General features: G+C 31.6%; 18 protein-coding genes. 7 read left to right on the top strand and 11 right to left on the bottom strand.

The features are described from left to right. Positions 1-35 precede the first annotated feature (35 nt). Entirely contained in the window at positions 36-497 is a 462-nt protein-coding gene (locus M4I21_RS02430; protein WP_249557440.1) for a GNAT family N-acetyltransferase, read from the bottom strand. A gap of 154 nt (positions 498-651) precedes the next feature. Between M4I21_RS02430 and M4I21_RS02425 the strand changes: the two genes are divergently transcribed. From M4I21_RS02425 to M4I21_RS02415, 3 genes are all read left to right on the top strand, one after another. Beyond that, positions 652-2,973: an ATP-dependent helicase gene (locus M4I21_RS02425; protein ID WP_249557439.1), complete on the top strand. Its 2,322-nt coding sequence runs from the start codon at positions 652-654 to the stop codon at positions 2,971-2,973. Positions 2,974-3,051: 78 nt separating this feature from the next. After that, positions 3,052-3,654 carry a zinc-ribbon domain-containing protein gene (locus tag M4I21_RS02420; RefSeq protein ID WP_249557438.1) on the top strand — a complete coding sequence of 201 codons (603 nt, stop codon included), beginning with the start codon at positions 3,052-3,054 and terminating at the stop codon, positions 3,652-3,654. 81 nt (positions 3,655-3,735) lie between these two features. Continuing rightward, positions 3,736-4,356 carry an L-threonylcarbamoyladenylate synthase gene (locus tag M4I21_RS02415; protein ID WP_249557437.1) on the top strand — a complete coding sequence of 207 codons (621 nt, stop codon included), beginning with the start codon at positions 3,736-3,738 and terminating at the stop codon, positions 4,354-4,356. Between the two features lie 76 nt (positions 4,357-4,432). Here M4I21_RS02415 and M4I21_RS02410 read toward each other — a convergent pair whose 3' ends face one another. The 3 genes from M4I21_RS02410 to M4I21_RS02400 form a co-directional block, all read right to left on the bottom strand. Next, on the bottom strand, positions 4,433-5,284 hold the full coding sequence (locus tag M4I21_RS02410) for an OmpA family protein (RefSeq protein WP_072302061.1): 852 nt from the start codon (positions 5,282-5,284) through the stop codon (positions 4,433-4,435). Between the two features lie 73 nt (positions 5,285-5,357). After that, positions 5,358-6,362 (bottom strand): glycosyltransferase family 2 protein, encoded by a 1,005-nt coding sequence (locus tag M4I21_RS02405; RefSeq protein ID WP_249557436.1) that lies wholly within the window; start codon positions 6,360-6,362, stop codon positions 5,358-5,360. 36 nt (positions 6,363-6,398) lie between these two features. Then, positions 6,399-6,845, bottom strand: coding sequence for a type I restriction enzyme HsdR N-terminal domain-containing protein (locus M4I21_RS02400; RefSeq protein ID WP_249557435.1), 447 nt, complete (start codon positions 6,843-6,845; stop codon positions 6,399-6,401). A 26-nt stretch (positions 6,846-6,871) separates the two neighbouring features. Here M4I21_RS02400 and holA point away from each other — a divergent pair, with 26 nt between their 5' ends. Next, positions 6,872-7,873 (top strand): DNA polymerase III subunit delta, encoded by a 1,002-nt coding sequence (holA, locus tag M4I21_RS02395; RefSeq protein WP_249557434.1) that lies wholly within the window; start codon positions 6,872-6,874, stop codon positions 7,871-7,873. Here the strand turns inward: holA and M4I21_RS02390 are convergent, their stop codons facing one another. From M4I21_RS02390 to uvrA, 5 genes are all read right to left on the bottom strand, one after another. After that, positions 7,874-8,254, bottom strand: a complete 381-nt coding sequence (locus tag M4I21_RS02390) for a DoxX family protein (protein ID WP_072302065.1) — start codon at positions 8,252-8,254, stop codon at positions 7,874-7,876. It lies immediately after the preceding gene. A gap of 119 nt (positions 8,255-8,373) precedes the next feature. Further along, positions 8,374-10,785: an alpha-ketoacid dehydrogenase subunit alpha/beta gene (locus M4I21_RS02385; protein WP_249557433.1), complete on the bottom strand. Its 2,412-nt coding sequence runs from the start codon at positions 10,783-10,785 to the stop codon at positions 8,374-8,376. A gap of 163 nt (positions 10,786-10,948) precedes the next feature. Continuing rightward, on the bottom strand, positions 10,949-13,792 hold the full coding sequence (locus M4I21_RS02380) for a gluzincin family metallopeptidase (RefSeq protein WP_249557432.1): 2,844 nt from the start codon (positions 13,790-13,792) through the stop codon (positions 10,949-10,951). Between the two features lie 7 nt (positions 13,793-13,799). Then, positions 13,800-14,486, bottom strand: coding sequence for an LOG family protein (locus M4I21_RS02375; protein WP_249557431.1), 687 nt, complete (start codon positions 14,484-14,486; stop codon positions 13,800-13,802). A gap of 51 nt (positions 14,487-14,537) precedes the next feature. Then, complete coding sequence (gene uvrA / locus M4I21_RS02370) at positions 14,538-17,369, bottom strand: excinuclease ABC subunit UvrA (protein ID WP_249557430.1); 2,832 nt, start codon at positions 17,367-17,369, stop codon at positions 14,538-14,540. A gap of 126 nt (positions 17,370-17,495) precedes the next feature. Here uvrA and M4I21_RS02365 point away from each other — a divergent pair, with 126 nt between their 5' ends. Beyond that, on the top strand, positions 17,496-18,023 hold the full coding sequence (locus tag M4I21_RS02365; RefSeq protein ID WP_249557429.1) for a DUF8685 domain-containing protein: 528 nt from the start codon (positions 17,496-17,498) through the stop codon (positions 18,021-18,023). A gap of 84 nt (positions 18,024-18,107) precedes the next feature. On the opposite strand, the gene M4I21_RS02360 is transcribed toward M4I21_RS02365, so the two are convergent. Then, the gene (locus M4I21_RS02360; RefSeq protein WP_249557428.1) at positions 18,108-19,184 is read right to left on the bottom strand and encodes a DUF5004 domain-containing protein; all 1,077 of its coding nucleotides are present in this window, start codon (positions 19,182-19,184) and stop codon (positions 18,108-18,110) included. A 191-nt stretch (positions 19,185-19,375) separates the two neighbouring features. Between M4I21_RS02360 and M4I21_RS02355 the strand changes: the two genes are divergently transcribed. Beyond that, positions 19,376-20,131: an XRE family transcriptional regulator gene (locus M4I21_RS02355; protein ID WP_249557427.1), complete on the top strand. Its 756-nt coding sequence runs from the start codon at positions 19,376-19,378 to the stop codon at positions 20,129-20,131. Positions 20,132-20,141: 10 nt separating this feature from the next. On the opposite strand, the gene M4I21_RS02350 is transcribed toward M4I21_RS02355, so the two are convergent. Then, positions 20,142-20,603, bottom strand: a complete 462-nt coding sequence (locus M4I21_RS02350; protein WP_249557426.1) for a COG2426 family protein — start codon at positions 20,601-20,603, stop codon at positions 20,142-20,144. A 215-nt stretch (positions 20,604-20,818) separates the two neighbouring features. Between M4I21_RS02350 and M4I21_RS02345 the strand changes: the two genes are divergently transcribed. Next, positions 20,819-21,124, top strand: a complete 306-nt coding sequence (locus tag M4I21_RS02345) for a DUF6660 family protein (RefSeq protein ID WP_249557425.1) — start codon at positions 20,819-20,821, stop codon at positions 21,122-21,124. Positions 21,125-21,216 lie beyond the last annotated feature (92 nt).

Raw genomic sequence — 21,216 nt, 5'->3', positions numbered from 1 at the left:
GTCAGTTATTTTGGTTTTTTTATCAATCTTAAAAATTAGATTTCCATTCTCATATTTATCATATGTTTTTTAAATCCGGCTTTCTCATAAGCTCGTAAAGCAGCAGTATTTTCACTATAAACATCTAGCCTAACCTCTTTAGTATTTTGTTTTTTTATCCATCTAAATAAAAAATCTATAATACTTTTATTTACGCCTTTACCACGGTGTTTAGGGTCTACATACATAAAACCTAAATAGGCATAGGTGTCGTGTTTTAAATGTTTTTTAGCTTCTTTAATTGTTGCATATGCAGAGCCAATAAGGATATTATTAACTGTGGCAACAGCAACAACTGTTTTTGGATCTTTTAATAAATCCTCAATGCTATAGTAAGATATTGGGTCTGGTTTTAGCGTTTCATCAAAAGGACGTTCGGCTAAAATAACTCCTTGTTCAAAAGATTTTAATGTTTCTAAATCTTCAAATTGCGCTTTTCTAATTTCAATTTTTTTCAATCTAACAAGTATTTTAAATTGTAGTATACTCTAAAGATATTTAAAATATAAAAGAATGTAGATTTTATTGTTTATAATTATTGATACTAGTTGTTTTATCTGGTGTTAATTATGGTTAAATTTACACTTCTCTAAAATTTATAACACAAATCAATTGGAAGAATTTATTGCCCAACTAAACGAGGCTCAAAAAGCACCTGTTTTACATACAAAAGGACCATTAATGGTAATTGCCGGAGCAGGTTCTGGTAAAACAAGGGTGTTAACATATCGTATTGCATATTTAATACAACAAGGGGTAGACCCATTTAATATTTTATCGCTTACGTTTACCAACAAGGCAGCAAGAGAAATGAAAATTCGTATTGCAGATATTGCTGGTAGTGCAGAGACCAAGAGTTTATGGATGGGTACTTTTCACTCGATTTTTGCTAAACTATTACGTTTTGAGGCAGATAAATTAGGCTACCCTAACAACTTTACCATTTATGATACTCAGGATTCTCAACGTTTAATTGCTTCTATTATTAAGGAAATGCAGTTAGATAAGGATATTTATAAATACAAGCAAATACAAAACAGGATATCATCTTATAAAAATAGTTTAATTACTGTTAAAGCATATTTTAATAATCCAGATTTAATAGAGGCAGATGCAATGGCAAAACGCCCACGTACTGGTGAGATCTATAAGAATTATGTAGATAGATGTTTTAAAGCTGGTGCAATGGATTTTGATGATTTATTATTAAAAACCAACGAACTTTTAAATGTTTTTCCAGAGGTTTTGCAGAAGTATCAGAATAGATTTCATTACATAATGGTAGATGAGTACCAAGATACAAACCACTCGCAATACCTTATTGTAAAAGCGTTGTCAGACAAATTCCAAAATATTTGTGTGGTAGGAGATGATGCACAGAGTATTTATTCTTTTAGAGGAGCAAATATTAGTAACATTCTTAACTTTCAGAAAGATTATGATAATGTTGCAATGTACAGACTAGAGCAAAATTACCGTTCTACAGGTAATATTGTAAATGCAGCAAATTCTATTATAGAGAAAAATAAAAATCAGTTAGAAAAGGTAGTTTGGACATCTAATGAAGACGGACCATTAATTAAAGTGCACCGTAGTATAACAGATGCGGAAGAGGGCAGATTTGTTTCTAGTACTATTTTTGATACAAGAATGAATGAGCACTTGCACAACGGTGAATTTGCTGTACTTTACCGTACAAACTCACAATCTAGAGCTATAGAAGATGCCTTACGAAAAAGAGATATTCCGTATAGAATTTATGGTGGTTTGTCTTTTTACCAGCGTAAAGAAATTAAAGATGTTTTGGCTTACTTACGTTTGGTAATTAACCCAAAAGATGAAGAGGCTTTAAAACGTATTATTAACTTTCCTGGTCGTGGAATAGGACAAACAACTATAGATAAGTTAATGGTTACAGCAAACCATTACGGTCGTTCTATTTTCGAGGTTATGGAGAATATAGATAAGATTGATCTAAAAATAAATTCAGGAACCAAACGTAGATTATCTGAGTTTGTTAATATGATAAAAAGTTTTCAGATTATGAACAAAGGGGCAGATGCCTTTTCTTTATCTGAACATGTTGCTAAAAAAACAGGAATTCTTTTAGAGTTTAAAAAAGACGGTACGCCAGAAGGTATTGCCAAAATGGAGAACATAGAAGAACTTTTAAACGGTATAAAAGACTTTGTTGAAGGCCAAATGGAATTAGCTGATGCAACAGGTAATATTGCAGAGTTTTTAGAAGATGTGGCTCTTGCTACAGATTTAGATAATGATAAAGGAGATGATGACCGTGTTGCGCTTATGACTATACATATGGCAAAAGGTTTGGAGTTTCCGCACGTATTTATAGTTGGTATGGAAGAAGATTTGTTCCCGTCTGCTATGAGTATGAGTACCCGTACAGAACTAGAAGAAGAGCGTAGGTTGTTTTATGTAGCCTTAACAAGAGCAGAAAAACAAGCATATTTAACGTATACAGAAAGTAGGTACCGTTGGGGTAAATTAGTAGATGCAGAACCAAGTAGATTTATCGAGGAAATAGATGAAAAATATATAGAAAACTTAACTCCGGTTAGTAGCTACAAATACAAATCTTTAATTGATAAAAATATTTTTGGCGAGGTAGATAAAAGTAGATTAAGACAAATTAAACCAGTCTCTGGTATTGCACCAACTACTGTAAAACCAAATGAAAACCAATTACGTAAACTAAGAAAATTAAGACCAGAGTTAGCAAATCCAGTAAGTAATAATTCGGATTTAGATCCAAGCTTAATAGAAGGTGCTGCTGTTAATCATTCTAGATTTGGTAGAGGTGTTATTATTAAAATTGATGGTGTTGGAAACGATAAAAAAGCTGAAATAAAGTTTGATAAAGGAGATATTAAAAAACTATTACTACGCTTTGCTAAATTAGAAGTACTGTAAACAGGGATGTAATTTTCCTATTAAATAGCTTTATTTGTATTATATTTAAAATGAATAATAACAATAAAACCAACCTCTATGATTTTTTACGGATCTAATTCATCACATTTAAAATCCAAATTAACAAGACAAATACCTTGTAGTAATTGCAAAGAAACTTCTAAATTTAATGTAGAAGTATACGGTAAGTATGCCCATTTATATTGGATTCCTATTTTTCCAATAGGTAAAACAGGTGCTGCGGTATGTACTAATTGTAATACCGTTTTTGAACCAAGACAAATGGATCATAACTTAAAGTTAGAATACAAAAATGTAAAAGGAGAAGCTAAAACACCAATAAAACATTTTTCAGCTTTATTTATAATAGGACTTTTAATAGCAGGTTTTAGCTTTTCTTCTTTTTTAGATGGAAAAAATACCGAGGACTATATTAGTGAGCCACAGGTTAATGATGTGTACAGGTATAAAACAGAAGATAGTAATTATTCTACAATGAAAATAGCATCAATTTCTGATAGTATTTACATTATGGATAACGAATATTATACAGATAAAAAATCAGGAATTAGCGAAATAAACCTTGCTAAAAACTATACTAAAGAACAATACGGTTATACTGTAGAGGAATTAAAAGACTTGTATAAAGATCATATTATTTATCAGATAGATAGAGATTAGGTCTATGTAAGTTTTTGCAGTGTGGCGAGACTAATTTAGGCAGTAAAAAATTACTGTTATTAGTTTTAAAAACAAAAAGTTATGGCTCAGTTTATTAAAATATATTCAGACAATCCAAACCCTGCAGCAATTAAAAAGGTTGTAGATGTTCTAAAAAAAGGAGGCTTAATAATATACCCAACAGATACAGTTTATGGACTTGGGTGTGATATTACAAATACAAAAGCCTTAGAGAAAATTGCACGTATTAAAGGAGTAAAGTTAGCTAAAGCAAACTTTTCTTTTATTTGTGCAGACTTGAGTAACTTGTCTGAATATGTAAAACAGATAGATACAGCCACGTTTAAAATTTTAAAAAGAGCATTGCCTGGGCCTTATACATTTATACTTCCTGGTAATAATAATTTGCCAAAAGATTTTAAAAAGAAAAAAACAGTAGGTATACGTGTACCAGATAATTCTATTGCAAATGCATTGGTTAAGGTACTTGGTAACCCAATTGTATCAACATCTATTAGAGATGAAGATGAGCTATTAGAATACACTACAGATCCCGAACTAATTTATGAAAAATGGGATAACCTAGTAGACATTGTAATAGATGGTGGTTACGGTGATAATACAGCGTCTACGGTTGTAGATTTGTCAAATGGTGAACCAGAAATTATTAGAGAAGGTAAAGGAGATATAGATATATTTTAATTTTATAATTAAAATATTAGTAATAAAAAAAGCCTCGCAAAATGCGAGGCTTTTCTTTTTGTAATAAACTGTATTACTATTTGTTAATTGCAGGATCTTTCATTCCTTCTTCGATCATACTATAGAATTGATCAATTTTAGGAAGAACTACAATTCTTGTTCTTCTGTTTTTAGCTTTATCTGTAGAAGATACTGGTACATATTGAGATCTACCAGCAGCAGTCATACGCTTAGGATCTACGCCATATTCAGTTTGTAAAAGACGAACTACAGAAGTAGCACGCTTAACACTTAAATCCCAGTTGTCTAATAAAACACCTTTTCTGTAAGATACAGCATCAGTATGCCCTTCAACCATAAATTCAAAATCTGGCTTGTTGTTTACAACTTGTGCAACTTTACCTAATACTTCTTTAGCACGTGTTGCTACGTTATAGCTACCGCTGCTAAATAATAATTTATCAGATATAGATACAAAAACCACACCTTTTTCTACGCTAATTTGAATATCCTCGTCATCCAAGTTTCCAAGAACACCTTTTAAACTTTGTACCAAAGAAAGGTTTACAGAGTCTCTACGTGTAATAGCATCATTTAATTTACGGATAGTTAAATCTTTTTCTTGTAAACTTTCTAAAGATTTTTCTAAATTTTGAGCTCCTTTAGCAGACAAGTCTGTTAAGTTACCCATATTATCTACTAATACCTGATTGTTAGCTTTAAGAAAATCGTTTTGATCTTCTAAAGTTCTTAATCGAGCAGTAGCTGTTGCCTTTTCTTCAATACAGCTGTTTAATTTTACTGTAGCTGAATTTAATAAATCTTCAGTTTCTTTATTTTTTGTTTCTAACTCCGCATATTTCTTTTGCGATACGCAAGAAGATAATAATATTGTAGCTCCTAAAACGCCTAAAAAAATCTTTTTCATATTCATATTACTATTAATTGTTAATTGGTTCAAAATTATATAAAATGTTCTATCTATCGGTACTACAATTTAGTTAATCTTTTACTAAATTGTTAAACTCTTTACTTCCATTTACGAAATAAGACCATACAATGGACTTAATTTTGTGATATTTTTTATATTTCACTTTTAAATCTCTCTTTTTTAATGTTTTGGGAATATTCCAGTAAAAACTAAAGTGCGCTTTTATGATAGCCAAAAAATGCGAAAACCGTAATTGTGTCAAGAAACGAATACCTGCTATACCATCCAACAACAACCTTGCCAGAACTATTAAAATGGCCTTTTGTATTGGTATATTTTTTATGATACTAAAGAGTGAATTTCTAAAGTTTAAAAATGTCTTTTTTGGATTCATTTCGCTTAGTGTGGATCCACCTAAATGATACACTGTAGATGTGCCTACGTACATAACTTGTAGCCCGGTATTTTGTGCACGCCAACATAAATCTATTTCTTCTTGATGAGCAAAATAATCTTCGTCAAAGCCACCTAAAGCAGTAAAGGTAGATTTACGAATAAAAAAGCAAGCACCACTAGCCCAGAAAATTGGAGTTGTATCATCATATTGCCCTTTATCTTCTTCTAGTGTATCAAAAATTCTACCTCTACAAAAAGGATATCCAAAACTATCTAAAAAACCACCACCTGCACCAGCATATTCAAAATGTGTTTTCTTTTTTAGATCTAATATTTTAGGTTGTATAATTACGGTATCTATATTTTTTGTAAAATGTTCAGCAATAGGACAGAGCCAATTTGGTGTAACCTCCACGTCAGAATTAAGTAAACAAAAAATATCTGCATCAATATGTTGTAAAGCATCGTTGTAGCCTTTAGCATAACCACCATTTACAGTGTTTTCTACAATGCCTATACTTGGGTAATTCTCTTTAATAAATGTTATAGAGCTATCTGTAGACGCGTTATCTGCAACATATATTTTATGATTGTTAGAGTATTCTAAAACAGAAGGTAAAAAGCGCTCAAGGAGTTTAACGCCATTCCAATTTAAAATAACAACTGCAATTTTAAGCATAGTAAAATCTAACTTTTTATAGGTTCTATTACAAATCTAACTGTTAAAATCAGGAATGTCACGTAAAAACTCATAATTATCTTTAGCGGTATCTGTTTTGCAGTAAAAATGTTTTAATCCGTTAGTTACCATTAAGAAATTGGCATCTAATTGCATATTATATCTTGCAATTTGATCAAAAGTAGTTTGAGTAATATTTATTTCTGGAGCTTTACACTCTACTAAAACGTCTATGGTTCCATTTGGTTTAAAAACAACAACATCATACCTTTTTTTTAAGTCGTTAATAACCAGTTGTTTTTCTACATTAATAAGACTTATTGGGTATTTTTTATGATGAATTAGGTGATGTACCACATGTTGTCTAACCCATTCTTCAGGTTGTAGTACCACAAACTTTTTTCTTATCACATCAAATATATAGACTTTATTTTCGCTATTTTTGAAACGGAAGTCGTACGTATAAAAGTTAAGCTTCTGCATACTGCAAATTTGATGATTTTTTTTAAATGGACGAAGTAAAAAAACTAATCTCCGATATTAAAAACGGAAACGTAAAACCTATTTATTTTTTAATGGGAGAGGAATCTTATTATATTGATAAGATATCAGAATACATTGAAAAAACTGTTCTTTCTGAAGAGGAACGTGGTTTTAATCAAATGGTGCTTTATGGTAAGGATGTTACTGTAGACGATATTGTTTCTAATGCTAAACGTTACCCAATGATGGCAGAGAAACAAGTTGTAGTTGTAAAAGAGGCACAGCATTTATCTAGAACCATAGATAACTTAGCAAGTTATGTTAATAATCCGCAGCCCACTACGGTTTTGGTGATATGTTACAAATATTCCAAATTAGACAAGCGTAAAAAACTCTACAAGGCAGTACAAAAAAGTGGTGTTTTGTTCGAGAGTAAAAACTTATATGAAAACCAAGTTGCAGATTGGATTAAAAAAGTACTACAAGGAAGTGGTTATAAAATTACACCTATTGCTGCACAGCTATTGGTAGAGTATCTAGGGACAAGTTTAAGTAAAATAAACAACGAACTAGAAAAGCTTAAAATTGTAATTACTAAAGAAACGGAAATAACTCCGGCTACTATAGAAGAGCATATAGGTATTAGTAAGGACTTTAATAATTTTGAACTTAAAAAGGCAATTGGAGAGCGTAATGTATTAAAAGCGGCGCGTATTGTTAATTATTTTGCACAAAATCCAAAAGATAACCCGTTTGTAGTAACAGTGACTGTTTTACACACCTACTTTACACAAGTATTACAGTATCATGGTCTTAAAGACCATTCTAAAGGAAATGTCGCTAAAGTACTAGGTGTAAATCCTTATTTTGTAAATGAATACCAAATTGCAGCCAAAAACTTTCCAATGAGAAAAGTAAGCGGAATTATTTCTGCACTTAGAGACTTAGATTTGAAAGGTAAAGGTGTAGGAGCAGCTAATATGTCACAAGCAGATCTTTTAAAAGAGCTCCTAGTAAAAGTATTTTAATTACTTGCCGTCTACACTAAATCTACCAGGACCTAAAAGAAATATTATAACAAAGAATAATAGATAAAGAACTGCCATTTCTTTAACGCTAAATGGATCTGCCCCGTGCTGTACAAAAGCAGCAACTAGCATTGTTACGGCTGCAGGTACGGCAAACCATCTTGTTTTATATCCTAAAATTATAAAGATTGGACATAGAACTTCGCCAATAACTGCTAAAAATAAAGAAGGACTAGCTCCGATACCGATAGGGTCTGGAAATTTTATTTCTTCACCACTAAAAAAGTTCTGTAATTTAGGTATTCCGTGTGTAAGCATTATGGCCGACGGCACTATTCTTAAAAGTGCTAAGCCAATATTTGTTTTAATAGTATCTCTCATTGGTAGATCCGGGGATAAATAATTCAATGTATCTCAAATTTAGAAATATTTTTTTTAATAGACGATTATTAACTACTATTTCTATGAATAAAAGACACAAAATGTATTATTTAAAACAATTACCTCAGTTTTGGAAAACTAGTAGGGTTTGCCTCGTTCATAATTGAGTATATTTTTTCAAATATATCCTCTGCATTTGGTTTAGAAAAATAGTCACCATCTGTAGCGTAAGCTGGTCTGTGTGCGTTAGCAGTTAATGCTTGTGGCATACTGTCTAAAAATTTATAACCACCTTGCTTTTCTATAACTTCTTGTGTAAGATACGCAGAACATCCACCAGGAACATCTTCATCTACAACTAAGAATCTATTTGTTTTTTGAAGACTTTTAACTACATCATGGTTTATATCAAAAGGCAATAAACTTTGTGCATCTATTACTTCTATGTCTATACCAACTTGTAATAATTCTTTTGCAACTTGCTCTACAATACGCAGTGTAGATCCGTAAGAAAGAACAGTAATATCTTTTCCTTCTTTTACAGTTTCTACTGTTCCAATAGGAGTACAGTGCTCTCCTAAATTAGCAGGCATTTTTTCTTTTAATCTATAACCGTTTAAGCATTCTATTACTATAGCAGGCTCATCAGATTTTAAAAGTGTATTGTAAAAACCAGCAGCTTTTACCATATTTCGAGGTACAAGAATATGTATACCTCTTAATAAGTGAACAAAACCACCCATTTGTGAGCCAGAATGCCAAATACCTTCTAATCTATGACCTCTTGTTCTAATAATTAAAGGGGCTTTTTGTTTACCAACAGTACGGTAAAGTAGTGTTGCTAAATCATCACTTAATGTTTGTAAAGCATACATTAAGTAATCTAAATATTGTATTTCTGCAATTGGTCTTAAGCCTCTTAATGCCATACCAATACCTTGACCAATAATTGTAGCTTCTCTAATACCTGTATCCGCTACTCTTAATTCTCCGTATTTAGCTTGTAAGCCTTCTAAACCTTGGTTTACGTCACCAATGGCACCAGCATCTTCACCAAAAATTAATGTTTCCGGATTGTTTCCAAATATATAATCAAAATTTTCTCTTAAAATAACTCTACCATCAACAAGTTCAGATTCATCAGAATATACGGGTTTAACTTCTGCTATGTTGCTAGCTCTATTTTCTAAATCACTATGCAAGTGAGAGCTATATTTTGGTTGAATTTCTTCCATATAAGAAGTAATCCAGTTCAATAAAGCATTTTTTTCTGCAGTATCTTCACCTATCAAATATCGTAATGCTTTTCTAGCACTAGAAGCTAAATCTCTTTTTATAGGTTCTTCAATAGCAATTAAATCATTCTTAATTTTACCTATAAAATTTTTGTTAGGACTTTTACTTGCTACATTATCTAGTAATACTACTAGTGTTTTTTTAACTTCTTTGTTTGGGCTAATGAATTCTGCCCAAGCTTCTTTTTTAGCAGTTCTAACTACTTTTTTAATATCTTTTTCTATAGAAAAAAGTTCTTCTTCTGTAGCTATATTATTTTCTAAAATCCACTCTTTAAAACGTTTATTACAATCGTTTTCTTTTTCCCATTCTAAACGTTCTGCAGATTTATATCTCTCGTGAGATCCAGAAGTAGAGTGCCCTTGAGGTTGCGTTAACTCTTTTACGTGAATTAACACAGGAACATGCTCTGCTCTTGCAATTTCTGAAGCATTCTCGTAAGCGTGAATTAAAGCGGTATAATCCCAACCGTTTACTTTTATAATTTCGTACCCTTTATGGTCTTCATCTCTTTGAAAACCTTTAAGAATTTCTGATATATTCTCTTTTGTTGTTTGATGTCTTGCATGTACAGATATACCATAAGCATCATCCCAAACACTAATTACCATTGGTACTTGTAAAACTCCAGCAGCATTTACAGTTTCAAAGAAATGACCTTCGCTAGTACTTGCATTACCAATTGTACCCCAACCAATTTCATTACCGTTGTTTGAAAAATTAGTTGCATCTATTCCTGACACATTTCTATATATTTTAGAAGCCTGTGCCAAACCTAATAATCTAGGCATTTGTCCTGCTGTAGGAGAAATATCTGGACTACTATTTTTTTGTTGTGTTAAGTTTTTCCAACTACCATCTTCATTTAAACTATGAGTTCCAAAATGACCACCCATTTGCCTACCAGCACTCATTGGATCTTTTGTAATATCTGTAGTTGCGTATAAACCATGGAAAAACTGCTTAGGCTCTAATAAGCCTAAAGCCATCATAAAAGTCTGGTCTCTGTAGTAACCACTTCTAAAATCTCCATTTTTAAAAGAACGAGCCATTGCTAGTTGTGGTAATTCCTTACCATCACCAAAAATACCGAACTTAGCTTTACCAGTTAAGACTTCTCGTCTCCCTAATAAGCTACACTCCCTACTAGTTACGGCTATTTCAAAATCTTTAATGATTTGCGTTTTAAAATCGTCGAAGGAAATATCGTCTTTTGTTTGTGGTTTTACGCTCATAGCTTAAGAAGTTATATTTCTGCAAAAGTACCAAATTTGATTGGTTTTTGCAATAGCTAAGATCGATATGTTATTGAATATTTAATAAAATAAGCTCTATTTGGTACATCTAATTTATAGAATAACCAATTTTATTGCTAAAAATTGATTATTTACTATTTAATTAAAACCATTTTCTTGTAAATAGGCCTGTTAGCGACTTAGGGCTTAAGGTTACAATAAATCGTATCTTTTCGCCATAATTTGGCTGAGATACTTCCCATCCGTTATTGGAGTACATAGGAAAAAACAGTTCAAAATAATCTGTAACTAAATTTAGGCGTATACCTGCATCATAAACGAAACGAGCGCTAGAACCAGAATTTTTAAGATATCCTGCATCCCCGTAGGCCTCAATCCATCTATAAATATTAGTACTTACATTTGTTGTAGCTAGCCAATCGTTCGCAAATGGATTTGCTAATTTAGATTTAAAACCACCTTCAGCTATTATTATTTGCTGACTATAAATACCAGAAGACGCAGATCTACCTAAGTAGGCGTAATCAAATAAATAATCTGTTGGTCTGTCTAAGGCAAAACTAAAATAATCTGTGTCTGCAGTATTATTAATAAATTTACCAGCAAAGAATCTTACGTTTAATTGCCTGTTGTTTTGGAAAAGTTTTCTGTATTCCAGATCAAAAGAAACTTTAGAAAAGTTACCAGCATATTGGGCATCTACGAACCAAGATAAATAGTTTATTAAACCATTGTTTGTATCTCTAAATCTAGCATTTAATACACTGTAATCTGGTTCTATTTCTGTATCTAAAACTAGGTTCTCATTAAAGTCTCTAAAGACGTTGACATAGCGCATAAAAAAGCTTTGACTTCTGTTAGATCTTAAGTTCTTTGGTCTCCAACTTAGTCCATAAGAAGGTGTTATTTTTGTGTATCTAGAATTTTCTTGAAAGTGAAATGTAGAATAACTTAAAGAGTATGTGGATAAAAACAGGTTTTTATTCTTTTTAAAATCTCGAACAACAAAATTTCCAGACCCTACTAATGAGTTTTCTTTTGTTGCGTAGGCGGGAGCAATAGAGAACGTAAACGCTCTGTCTAATAAAGTGCTGTTATGTAATTTTATAGAAGGAGTTAAGCCATCATAAGCGTTAAATCTAATTTCAGGATTGTAAAAAATCTGATTGTAATATGGATTTTCTGCATCTTTAAAGAACTGAAATCGAAGCTTTTTGTTACTAGCTAGAAAACCTTTTAAAGATTTCCAATTGTCTCTTTGGTTGTATTCTGGTATTTTTTTATCGTAATTTAAAACAAATTTATCTTCATCATTTCTTGGTATTGTAATGGTTTTTTGACCTGTAATATCTGTAATCCAATATTTAGAAATAACAGAATCTTTTTTTAAACCGAATAACGAAATAGGAAGATTTGCAGAAGTCTTATTTTTTATTACAACCTGTAATGAATCTTCAGATTTAATAATTTTCTTAATCTTAAAATCTATTTTATCATTAGTCGCTATAAACTCGTCAAAAAACCAGTCTATATCTGTTTCTGTAGATTTCTTTAAAATATGCTCAAAATCTTTAGTAGTAACATTTTTTTGATTGTAGTTCTTGTAAAAATCTTTAATACTGTTCTTTACTTTATCATAACCAATGTACTCTGATAAATAAGCTAAACCTAAACCAGATTTGTAGCCATTGGCAATTTGCTGATTAAACTTTATTAAAGAGTCGTTTGATGCGGTGAGGGGTTGATCTAGGTTTTTCCTAGCCGTAAGCATAGATAGCAAAGCATATTGATCATTAAAGTCGTACTTCGAAATTTCAAAGCTTCTAACTCCCCATATTTTTGAAAATTTACCTAATAATTTTTGCCCGTTATAATATTTATCTACATATGCTATCATTAAATAATTAACAATGGCATCTGTAACCCATTTTTCTTTTCTGGGGTTTAGGTGTATGCTCTCATTTAGAATATTATATAAAGTAGTTTTTAAAAACTTAAGTTCGTAATTAAATTCTTCTGAATAAGGAACAATAAAAGAGGGGAGTTGGTTAATACCATAAAGCGGATTTTTTTTGTAATCTAACTCGCTTACCAGTAATTTTTGGTGCGGAAAATCCCCTAGATTCTCTTTTATAAATTTAGTTACTTTGTTTATGGATATACCTTGATAAATCTCCTCGTACTTTTGCGACGTAAAATCTGTTTCTACAGTTAAGTCAGGCGTAACGTGGGTAATAAATTTTTTTTCTTTATTTAAAATAATTTCGGCGCTGTTTCTATACTCTCCGTCTATTACAGTAGTTTTATTGTTATTTACGTTGTATTCGTTAGTTTTATTAAGGTTTGTTACTAAAAACAAATCTTTAGAAGTTGTAAAGTATAATTTGGTTGTAGTAATATCTGTTTGTAAATCTTCTAGGTTTTTATTGGAGTATAAATTCCATTTGCCATTGTACGTAGCTGGAGTTAAATACCAATCTTTTAAATAGTAATTACCTTCATCGTCAAACCCAAAAGTGGTGTATTTATTTGGAGGTAATTGAACTTTGTAATTAATATTAAGTGTAATTGTACTGTCCGGAGCAAGTGGTTTATTTAACATAAACAAAAGAATATCTTTGCTCTTTGTGTGTTTATTGGCAAGTACGTTACCCTTAGAATCTTCTGCATTAAGTATTGTAGAAAATCCTCTTTCGCTAGATTTAGCTAAGTGTAGACTTTTTTTGTATTCCTCTGCAAAACGTTTTGCAAGAGCTGTTTTTTTACTAGAATAGGCATTTGCCCAATCGTTAAAATAAAGAACTTCTAATGTGTCTTTAGATGCATTTTGGTACTTAAACTCTTGCTGAATAGTAATTTCGTGGCAAGAAGTATCTAAAGTGGCATTTATTATAGTAGCGTGTTGCGCATGTAATTGTACACAGAATAAGAAAATAATTCCTATTCCTGTGTACGTTACAAATTCTTTTATTTTAAATGCTACCATACTTATATTAGAAGTTTGGACTTAAATCATGTCCTTTGTAGAATGCATCAATTATTTCTACAACTTCGTCTGCAGTATCTGCTATTTTAATAAGGTCTAAATCTTTGGCGCTAATATTTCCCTCGCTTAACATTGTGTCTTTAACCCAGTCCATTAAACCAGACCAAAAAGTAGAACCAACAAGTATAATTGGAAATTTACCAATCTTGTTCGTTTGTATCAATGTAATAGCTTCAAAAAGTTCGTCTAATGTACCAAAGCCTCCAGGCATTACTACAAACCCTTGAGAGTATTTTACAAACATTACTTTTCTAACAAAGAAGTAATCAAAATTTATACTTTTATCTTGGTCTATATATGGATTATCATGCTGCTCAAAAGGCAACTCTATATTTAAACCTACAGAAGTACCTCCTGCTAAGTTTGCACCTTTGTTACCAGCTTCCATAATACCAGGACCACCGCCTGTAATTACACCATATCCTGCTTCTGCAATACTTTTTGCAACATCTACAGCTAATTCGTAATATTTAGAACCTTCTTTTGTACGGGCAGATCCAAATATAGAAACACAAGGGCCAATGACGCTCATTTTCTCGAATCCGTGTACAAATTCTCCCATTATTTTAAAAAGTGCCCAAGAATCGTTTGTTTTAATTTCGTTCCAGCCTTTTGAGTGTTTTTCTCTTCTCATTCTATTCTAATTTATAAAGTGTATACACCATTTTGTATACATTATTTTTAATTATTTTAATTCTTTTTTTAGGAATTTAGCAGTGTAACTTTTTTTGTCTTTAGCTATTTCTTCTGGTGTTCCTTTGGCAACTAACTTACCGCCACCACGACCACCTTCATATCCTATATCTATAATATAATCTACCATTTTAATCACATCCATATTATGCTCTATAACTAAAACGGTATTTCCTTTGTCTACTAATTTGTTTAAAACTTCCATTAATACACGTATATCTTCAAAGTGTAAACCAGTTGTAGGTTCATCTAGAATATAAAATGTATTGCCTGTATCTCTTTTAGATAATTCTGTTGCTAATTTAATACGTTGTGCTTCTCCACCAGATAATGTAGTAGATTGTTGTCCTAACGATATATAACCTAAACCAACATCTTGTATTGTTTTTAGTTTTCTGTTTATTTTCGGTATGTTTTCAAAAAACGTTACCGCTTCATCTATTGTCATTTCTAAAACATCTGAAATGGACTTCCCTTTATACCTAATCTCTAAAGTTTCTCTATTAAATCGTTTCCCATTACAGGTCTCACAATCTACGTAAACATCTGGTAAAAAGTTCATTTCTATAACACGTAAACCACCACCTTGACAAGTTTCGCATCTTCCGCCAGTAACGTTAAAACTAAAACGTCCTGGTTTGTAGCCTCTTATGGCTGCTTCTTGTGTTTTTGCAAATAATGCACGCACTTCTCCAAAAACACCCGTATATGTTGCCGGATTAGATCTTGGAGTTCTACCAATAGGAGATTGGTTAATATCTATTACCTTATCTATATGCTCTAAACCCGTAATTTTTTTATACGGCATAGGCTTTTTAACACCGTTAAAATAATAAGCATTTAGAATAGGGTATAGGGTTTCATTAATTAAGGTAGATTTACCACTACCAGAAACACCGGTAACGCCAATCATTTTACCTAACGGAAATTCCACAGAGACATTTTTAAGGTTGTTTCCGGTACACCCTGTAAGTGTTACTTTTTTACCATTACCTTCTCTACGTTTTTTAGGGACAGCTATTTCTCTTTTACCTGTAATATAATCGGCAGTAAGTGTATTAAAGTTTTTTAAATCTTGGGGTTTACCTTCAGAGATTATTTCCCCGCCGTGTTTACCTGCTTTTGGGCCTATATCTATTACGTGATCTGCACGCTCTATCATATCTTTATCGTGTTCTACCACAATGACAGAATTCCCTATATCTCTTAAAGCTTCTAACGATGCTATTAAACGTTCGTTATCTCTTTGATGTAAACCAATACTTGGCTCATCTAAAATATATAAAACTCCTACTAACTGAGAGCCTATTTGGGTTGCTAAGCGTATACGTTGCGCCTCGCCACCAGATAAAGATTTAGAGCCTCTGTTTAATGATAGGTAGTCTAGACCAACATTAAGTAAAAATTGTAATCTAGTTTTAATTTCTTTAATAACTTCTTCAGCTATTTTAAGCTGATTTTTACTCAGTTTTTTATCAACCTTACTAAAAAAATCTGACAGGTCAACAATATCCATTGTTGCTAAATCGGCAATATTTTTATTATCAAATCTAAAGTACAAAGAAGCTTTTTGTAACCTAGAACCTTCGCAAGTAGGGCAAACTACTTTGTCCATAAACTCTTTTGCCCAACGTTTAATAGGAGCAGAGTTAGCTTCGTTAAACTGACTTTCTATAAAATTAGAAATACCCTCGTATTCAATTTTATAATCTCTTTTAATTCCTAAAGTTTTAGAGTCTACTTCAAAGGTTTCATTACCTCCATTTAAAATAACGTGTATAGCCTCTTCTGGTATTTTAGAAATGGGATCTGTAAGTTTAAAATTGTAACGTTGTGCAATAACATCTAACTGTTTAAAAGCCCAAGAATTTTTATATTTTCCTAAAGGAGCTATACCGCCATCTTTAATAGATAGTTTAGGATCTGGAAATATTTTATTGGTGTTCACTTGGTATTTATGTCCTAAACCATTACAACTAGGACACATACCTTTTGGTGAGTTAAAAGAAAATGTATTTGGTTCTGGTTTTGGATACGATATACCGGTAGTAGGACACATTAAATCTCTACTAAAATAACGAGGTTCTTTTTTACCTTCTTCCAAAATCATTAATACATTATCACCACTATACATAGCTGTATTTATGGTTTCTGTAATTCTTTTGTCTAGATCTGTGTTGTCAGATATTTTTAACCTGTCTATTACTATTTCTATGTCGTGTACTTTGTAGCGGTCTAACTTTAAGCCTTTAACAATGTCTACAATTTCACCATCTACTCTAACTTTTACAAAGCCTTGCTTTGCAATTTGCTCAAACAACTCACGGTAATGGCCTTTTCTAGATTTAATAACAGGAGCAAGAACGTTTATTTTCTTGTCCATAAAATCTGTTATAATTAGCTCTTTTATTTGAGCATCACTATAACTAACCATTTTTTCTCCGGTATTATAACTGTGTGCATCTGCTGCACGAGCAAAAAGTAGTCTTAAAAAGTCATAAATCTCTGTAATTGTGCCTACAGTTGACCTTGGGGACTTAGAAGTTGTTTTTTGTTCTATGGCAATAACTGGCGATAAACCATCTATTTTGTCAACATCTGGACGCTCTAAACCACCTAAGAACTGACGCGCGTAGGCAGAAAAAGTTTCTATATACCTACGTTGACCTTCAGCATAAATAGTGTCAAAAGCCAATGAAGACTTACCACTACCAGATAAGCCAGTTATAACAACAAGCTTTTCTCTAGGGATTGTAACGTCTATATTTTTAAGGTTGTGCACACGTGCACCTTTAACCTCTATGTTTTCTTCGTATGTTATCATTTCCTAATTTGGCAAAGTTGCTAAGTTACGATTTTGGAATTTAATTTAATAATTGGTTCTATTTACTTTTTGTTAATTCCTCTTGTAATTTTAAATTAGCGACATAAACCAAAAAAAAAAATAAGAATGCAAGTTTTAGGAATAGGATCTAGAATACAACATATAGAATTAGGAAAAGGGGTAGTAACAAATGTAACTAGTAAGCATTATTGGGTTACGTTTATAGAAAACGGATTAGAAACAATAGGTATAGATGCTAATTTTGAGGTTATTGAAGCGGTAGAGGACGAAGTAGATAGTGTTAGTTTCTCTGATGTAGAAACTTCTTTAATTTCGATATTAAGAAAATGGAGCGATGCTTCTAGCGTAACACCAATTGGTGATAAATGGAAAAATGGGACACTTGTATTGGAACCAGGAGATGGTAAATCTTCTAATAAGGAAATACCAATTGATACCTTTTTTCATAAAATAGTAATGGTGCGTGACCGAATTAGAGTTATGGAGCAAAAAATTAACGCGAGTAAAAACCTTGTAGATCAAGAAAAGATAGACTTGCAACAATATATTACGCGTATTTATGGTAGCTTAACATCTTTTAATGTACTATTTAAAAGTAAAGAAGACCAATTTGTAGGTGAGCGTAGTAAATAAAAAAGCACTATTTAAAAAAAAGATAAGCCCAAACTAAAATATAGTTTGGGCTCTTAATCTGGTAAAGTACTAATTTTAAATTAGTTATTCTTTTTCAAAGTAATACTCATAAATATCATCTTCTAAACCAACATTTTCAAATAATTCCTTTATTATTAAAGTAGATCCAGAAATTGTAATTGTTCCTTCAAGGTCTAATGCCCCATTCTCAAAAACATAAGATTCTTCTTCGCCATCATAAGTTTCTGTTTCAGAAAAAACAACTAAGGTAAGTTTATTATCCTCCTCATTGTATGCCCATTTTCCAGATTTATCTGCGGAAGTGTCTTCCTCATCATAAATAACATCACAAGCTTCATCACTATTATTCCAATTTATGTTTTTCTCAGAGAAAGAATTTTGGTAATTAAATGTTCCATCACTATTAAATTTTAGATTTAAAAAATTAACGGTAGAACATTCGTCAACAATTACTTCTTCATTACATAAGGTATAGTCAAAAGTGGAACAATCCTCTTCATTCACTTTTATTTCTTCGTTATCCGCAATTTCTTTTGTAAATTTCCAAGAGCCTACTAAGTCACTTTTTCCTCCCCAAGCTTCAACAGTTACACAAACTTCTGTAGGTTCGCTAATGTTACCTTCACCATCATATAAACAAATAAGGTAACAAAAAGTACCAGCAGTAACACTTTCTTCTAAGTTTACTTCAATAGTAGCATCATTTTCTTTGCCAGCAGATTTTCCTTTTAAAAAGCTTCTATTCTTTTTAGTTTGTTCTCCTTTACCTGATATTGAAATTTCGCTTCTAGGAATATCAAAATAAGAATCTGCCATTCCGTTTTCATCTTTTAACTGTATGTAAGCACCTGTATAGTCAGAAGCAGAATTAAATTCAATTTCAAATCCATTTTTCTGAAAAGCAGATTGTTTACTGTAATCCATAGTAAACTCTAAACCACCAGTAGGAGTAATAGATCCTGTTTTTTTAGTAGCTCCTTCTATAATTAAAGCAGAACTTACATTGTTTATTTCTAGTGGTTCATTTTCTTGAGCATTAATTTCTGCATCGTTATTTTTTGCTGATGAATCATCGTCAGATGAACAAGAGAAAAAATTTACAGCTAAAAAGCATACAAGTAATAGGTTAACTTTTTTCATATTTTTAAATTGATTAAGGTTATTGGTTAGGTTAACGTATATAATTGTTTTTTAGTGTTTTATTGTTGTATACAACATAATTTGAGAGGCCTATACGTAATTACAACCTAGGTTTGGTCAAAAAAAAATATATTTATTGGATTTAATCCAATTTTATAGTTGGATTTTTTCCTTAAGTTGTATATTAGCGTATGGGAAAAGAGAATACAATAGAAGTAAAGCGTTTTATAGAAGTACGTAAAGGTCTTGATTTTACTCAGCCTGAATTTGCAAAATTACTTGGTGTTTCTAAAACAACAGCAGATATAGAACGGGGACGCACAAAATTGTCTGGAAAAGTTGTAACAGAGCTTTTAAAACAATTTAAAATAAATCCGCTATGGCTTTTTGGAGACAGCGATCAGCAATATTTATCTACGAAAGTAAATAGTGTAATTCCAAAATTTGTTACTGTAGATGCAGAAGACCGTGAAAATATGGTACTTGTTAATGCTAAAGCTGCTGCGGGTTACCCACAAAATATACAAGATGCAAGTTGGTACAAACAATTACCAGCTTTTGATTTACCTATTCCCGAATTTAGAAATGCAAGCTACAGGGGTTTTCAGGTAGAAGGGGATAGTATGTTGCCTAATTTATACCCAGGAGAATGGGTTTTAGCCAAAGCTACAGAAAGTTTAGACGATGTTAGTGCAAATAAAATGTATGTGGTTGTTTTGTATGATGCCGTTTTGGTTAAAAAGATAGAAAAAGTACCCAATAGTAACTCAGTTTCCTTGATTTCTTTAAACGAAACATATCCTCCGTACCAAGTCGCTAACGATCAAATACAGGAACTTTGGCAAGTAAATAGTAAAATTTCTTTTGGTTTAGATACAACTACAGAAAAAGGACTATTAAAAGAGCTACAAGAATCTATGGAAGAGCTAAAAAAAAGAATAAAGTAATAGCTTGTTTTTACATAGACATGCCGTGCATAGCTAAATACGTGACTACCCATACAATTACAGAAGAAAAGAAAATACCAATAACATTAGCTAAAAAAGCTTTCTTTCGTTCAATTTTAAATAAATAAGTGGCAATTGTACCTGCATAGACACCTGTGCCAGGTACTGGGAGCATTACAAAAAAGATTAAACCCCAAAAACCATACTTTTTAATCTTATCTCCAGAGCCTGTTTTAGCTTTACGAGCAACAAAAATGGCTCCTTTTTTATATACACGCCACTTTAATAAGTAGTGGTTTATTTTGTGTAAAAAGAAAAGCATTATGGGAAAAACCAGTACATTAGCAGAGAAACATAAAATAAAAACAACATAGATGTTTAACCCGTTATACATACCATAGGGTATACCAACTTTGGCTTCTCCAAATGGGGATAAACTCCATAATATTGCTATAATGTATTCTATAATCACTTTTGGTTAGGTTTTAATTTGCAAATTTAACATTACCATTTTAATAATAAACATATTATAAACATAAAAAAATACTAATTTTTACGTTTTATAATAGCATCTATAACGTGCCTTTGGTCGTGATAGTATCTTCTTTTTTACAATTAAAATTTAATATTTAAGATTTTTTTGCTTTTGCAACAACATTGCATTGTAAAAGTTTATAAGTTTGTGGTGTGAAAGTACTAACAATCATATTATCATTATATATATTAACACTAAACTTTATTCCTTGTGAAGATGTTGTTGTGTTAGATTCTAGTGACACAGTTAATTTAGTACAGTCATCGTTAGATAACCACGGACATGTAGATATGTGTTCTCCTTTTTGTCAATGCCATTGTTGCCATATAAACGCAACATATTACGCAATAGTAGAAGTAGAATTGCCTTCACCAGACATTTCAGCAAATCTTATTCTTTATTTTAATAGTTTAGGAAAAGATATTTCACGTTCCTTTTTGCAACCTCCTAGGGTATAATACAGTTTTTTAATAGGATACTTATATCCTGTTTAGACTTCTTAAAGTCATTTGTTTGATGATTAATTCTAAAAATCATCAAAAGTTTAACT

This window comes from Cellulophaga sp. 20_2_10, from assembly GCF_023476645.1.
Classification (GTDB): Bacteria; Bacteroidota; Bacteroidia; order Flavobacteriales; family Flavobacteriaceae; genus Cellulophaga.
The sequence above is the reverse complement of the archived record's forward strand: the minus strand, read 5'-3'. Positions and strand labels throughout refer to the sequence as shown.

What these genes read in the sequence shown, in the direction of transcription:
- M4I21_RS02410 (WP_072302061.1), bottom strand. Translation starts at nt 5,284, where the DNA reads ATGAAAAAGATTTTTTTAGGCGTTTTAGGAGCTACAATATTATTATCT.
- M4I21_RS02405 (WP_249557436.1), bottom strand. Translation starts at nt 6,362, where the DNA reads ATGCTTAAAATTGCAGTTGTTATTTTAAATTGGAATGGCGTTAAACTC.
- M4I21_RS02385 (WP_249557433.1), bottom strand. Translation starts at nt 10,785, where the DNA reads ATGAGCGTAAAACCACAAACAAAAGACGATATTTCCTTCGACGATTTT.
- M4I21_RS02420 (WP_249557438.1), top strand. Translation starts at nt 3,052, where the DNA reads ATGATTTTTTACGGATCTAATTCATCACATTTAAAATCCAAATTAACA.
- M4I21_RS02400 (WP_249557435.1), bottom strand. Translation starts at nt 6,845, where the DNA reads ATGCAGAAGCTTAACTTTTATACGTACGACTTCCGTTTCAAAAATAGC.
- uvrA (WP_249557430.1), bottom strand. Translation starts at nt 17,369, where the DNA reads ATGATAACATACGAAGAAAACATAGAGGTTAAAGGTGCACGTGTGCAC.
- M4I21_RS02380 (WP_249557432.1), bottom strand. Translation starts at nt 13,792, where the DNA reads ATGGTAGCATTTAAAATAAAAGAATTTGTAACGTACACAGGAATAGGA.
- holA (WP_249557434.1), top strand. Translation starts at nt 6,872, where the DNA reads ATGGACGAAGTAAAAAAACTAATCTCCGATATTAAAAACGGAAACGTA.
- M4I21_RS02390 (WP_072302065.1), bottom strand. Translation starts at nt 8,254, where the DNA reads ATGAGAGATACTATTAAAACAAATATTGGCTTAGCACTTTTAAGAATA.
- M4I21_RS02365 (WP_249557429.1), top strand. Translation starts at nt 17,496, where the DNA reads ATGCAAGTTTTAGGAATAGGATCTAGAATACAACATATAGAATTAGGA.
- M4I21_RS02415 (WP_249557437.1), top strand. Translation starts at nt 3,736, where the DNA reads ATGGCTCAGTTTATTAAAATATATTCAGACAATCCAAACCCTGCAGCA.
- M4I21_RS02360 (WP_249557428.1), bottom strand. Translation starts at nt 19,184, where the DNA reads ATGAAAAAAGTTAACCTATTACTTGTATGCTTTTTAGCTGTAAATTTT.
- M4I21_RS02355 (WP_249557427.1), top strand. Translation starts at nt 19,376, where the DNA reads ATGGGAAAAGAGAATACAATAGAAGTAAAGCGTTTTATAGAAGTACGT.
- M4I21_RS02375 (WP_249557431.1), bottom strand. Translation starts at nt 14,486, where the DNA reads ATGAGAAGAGAAAAACACTCAAAAGGCTGGAACGAAATTAAAACAAAC.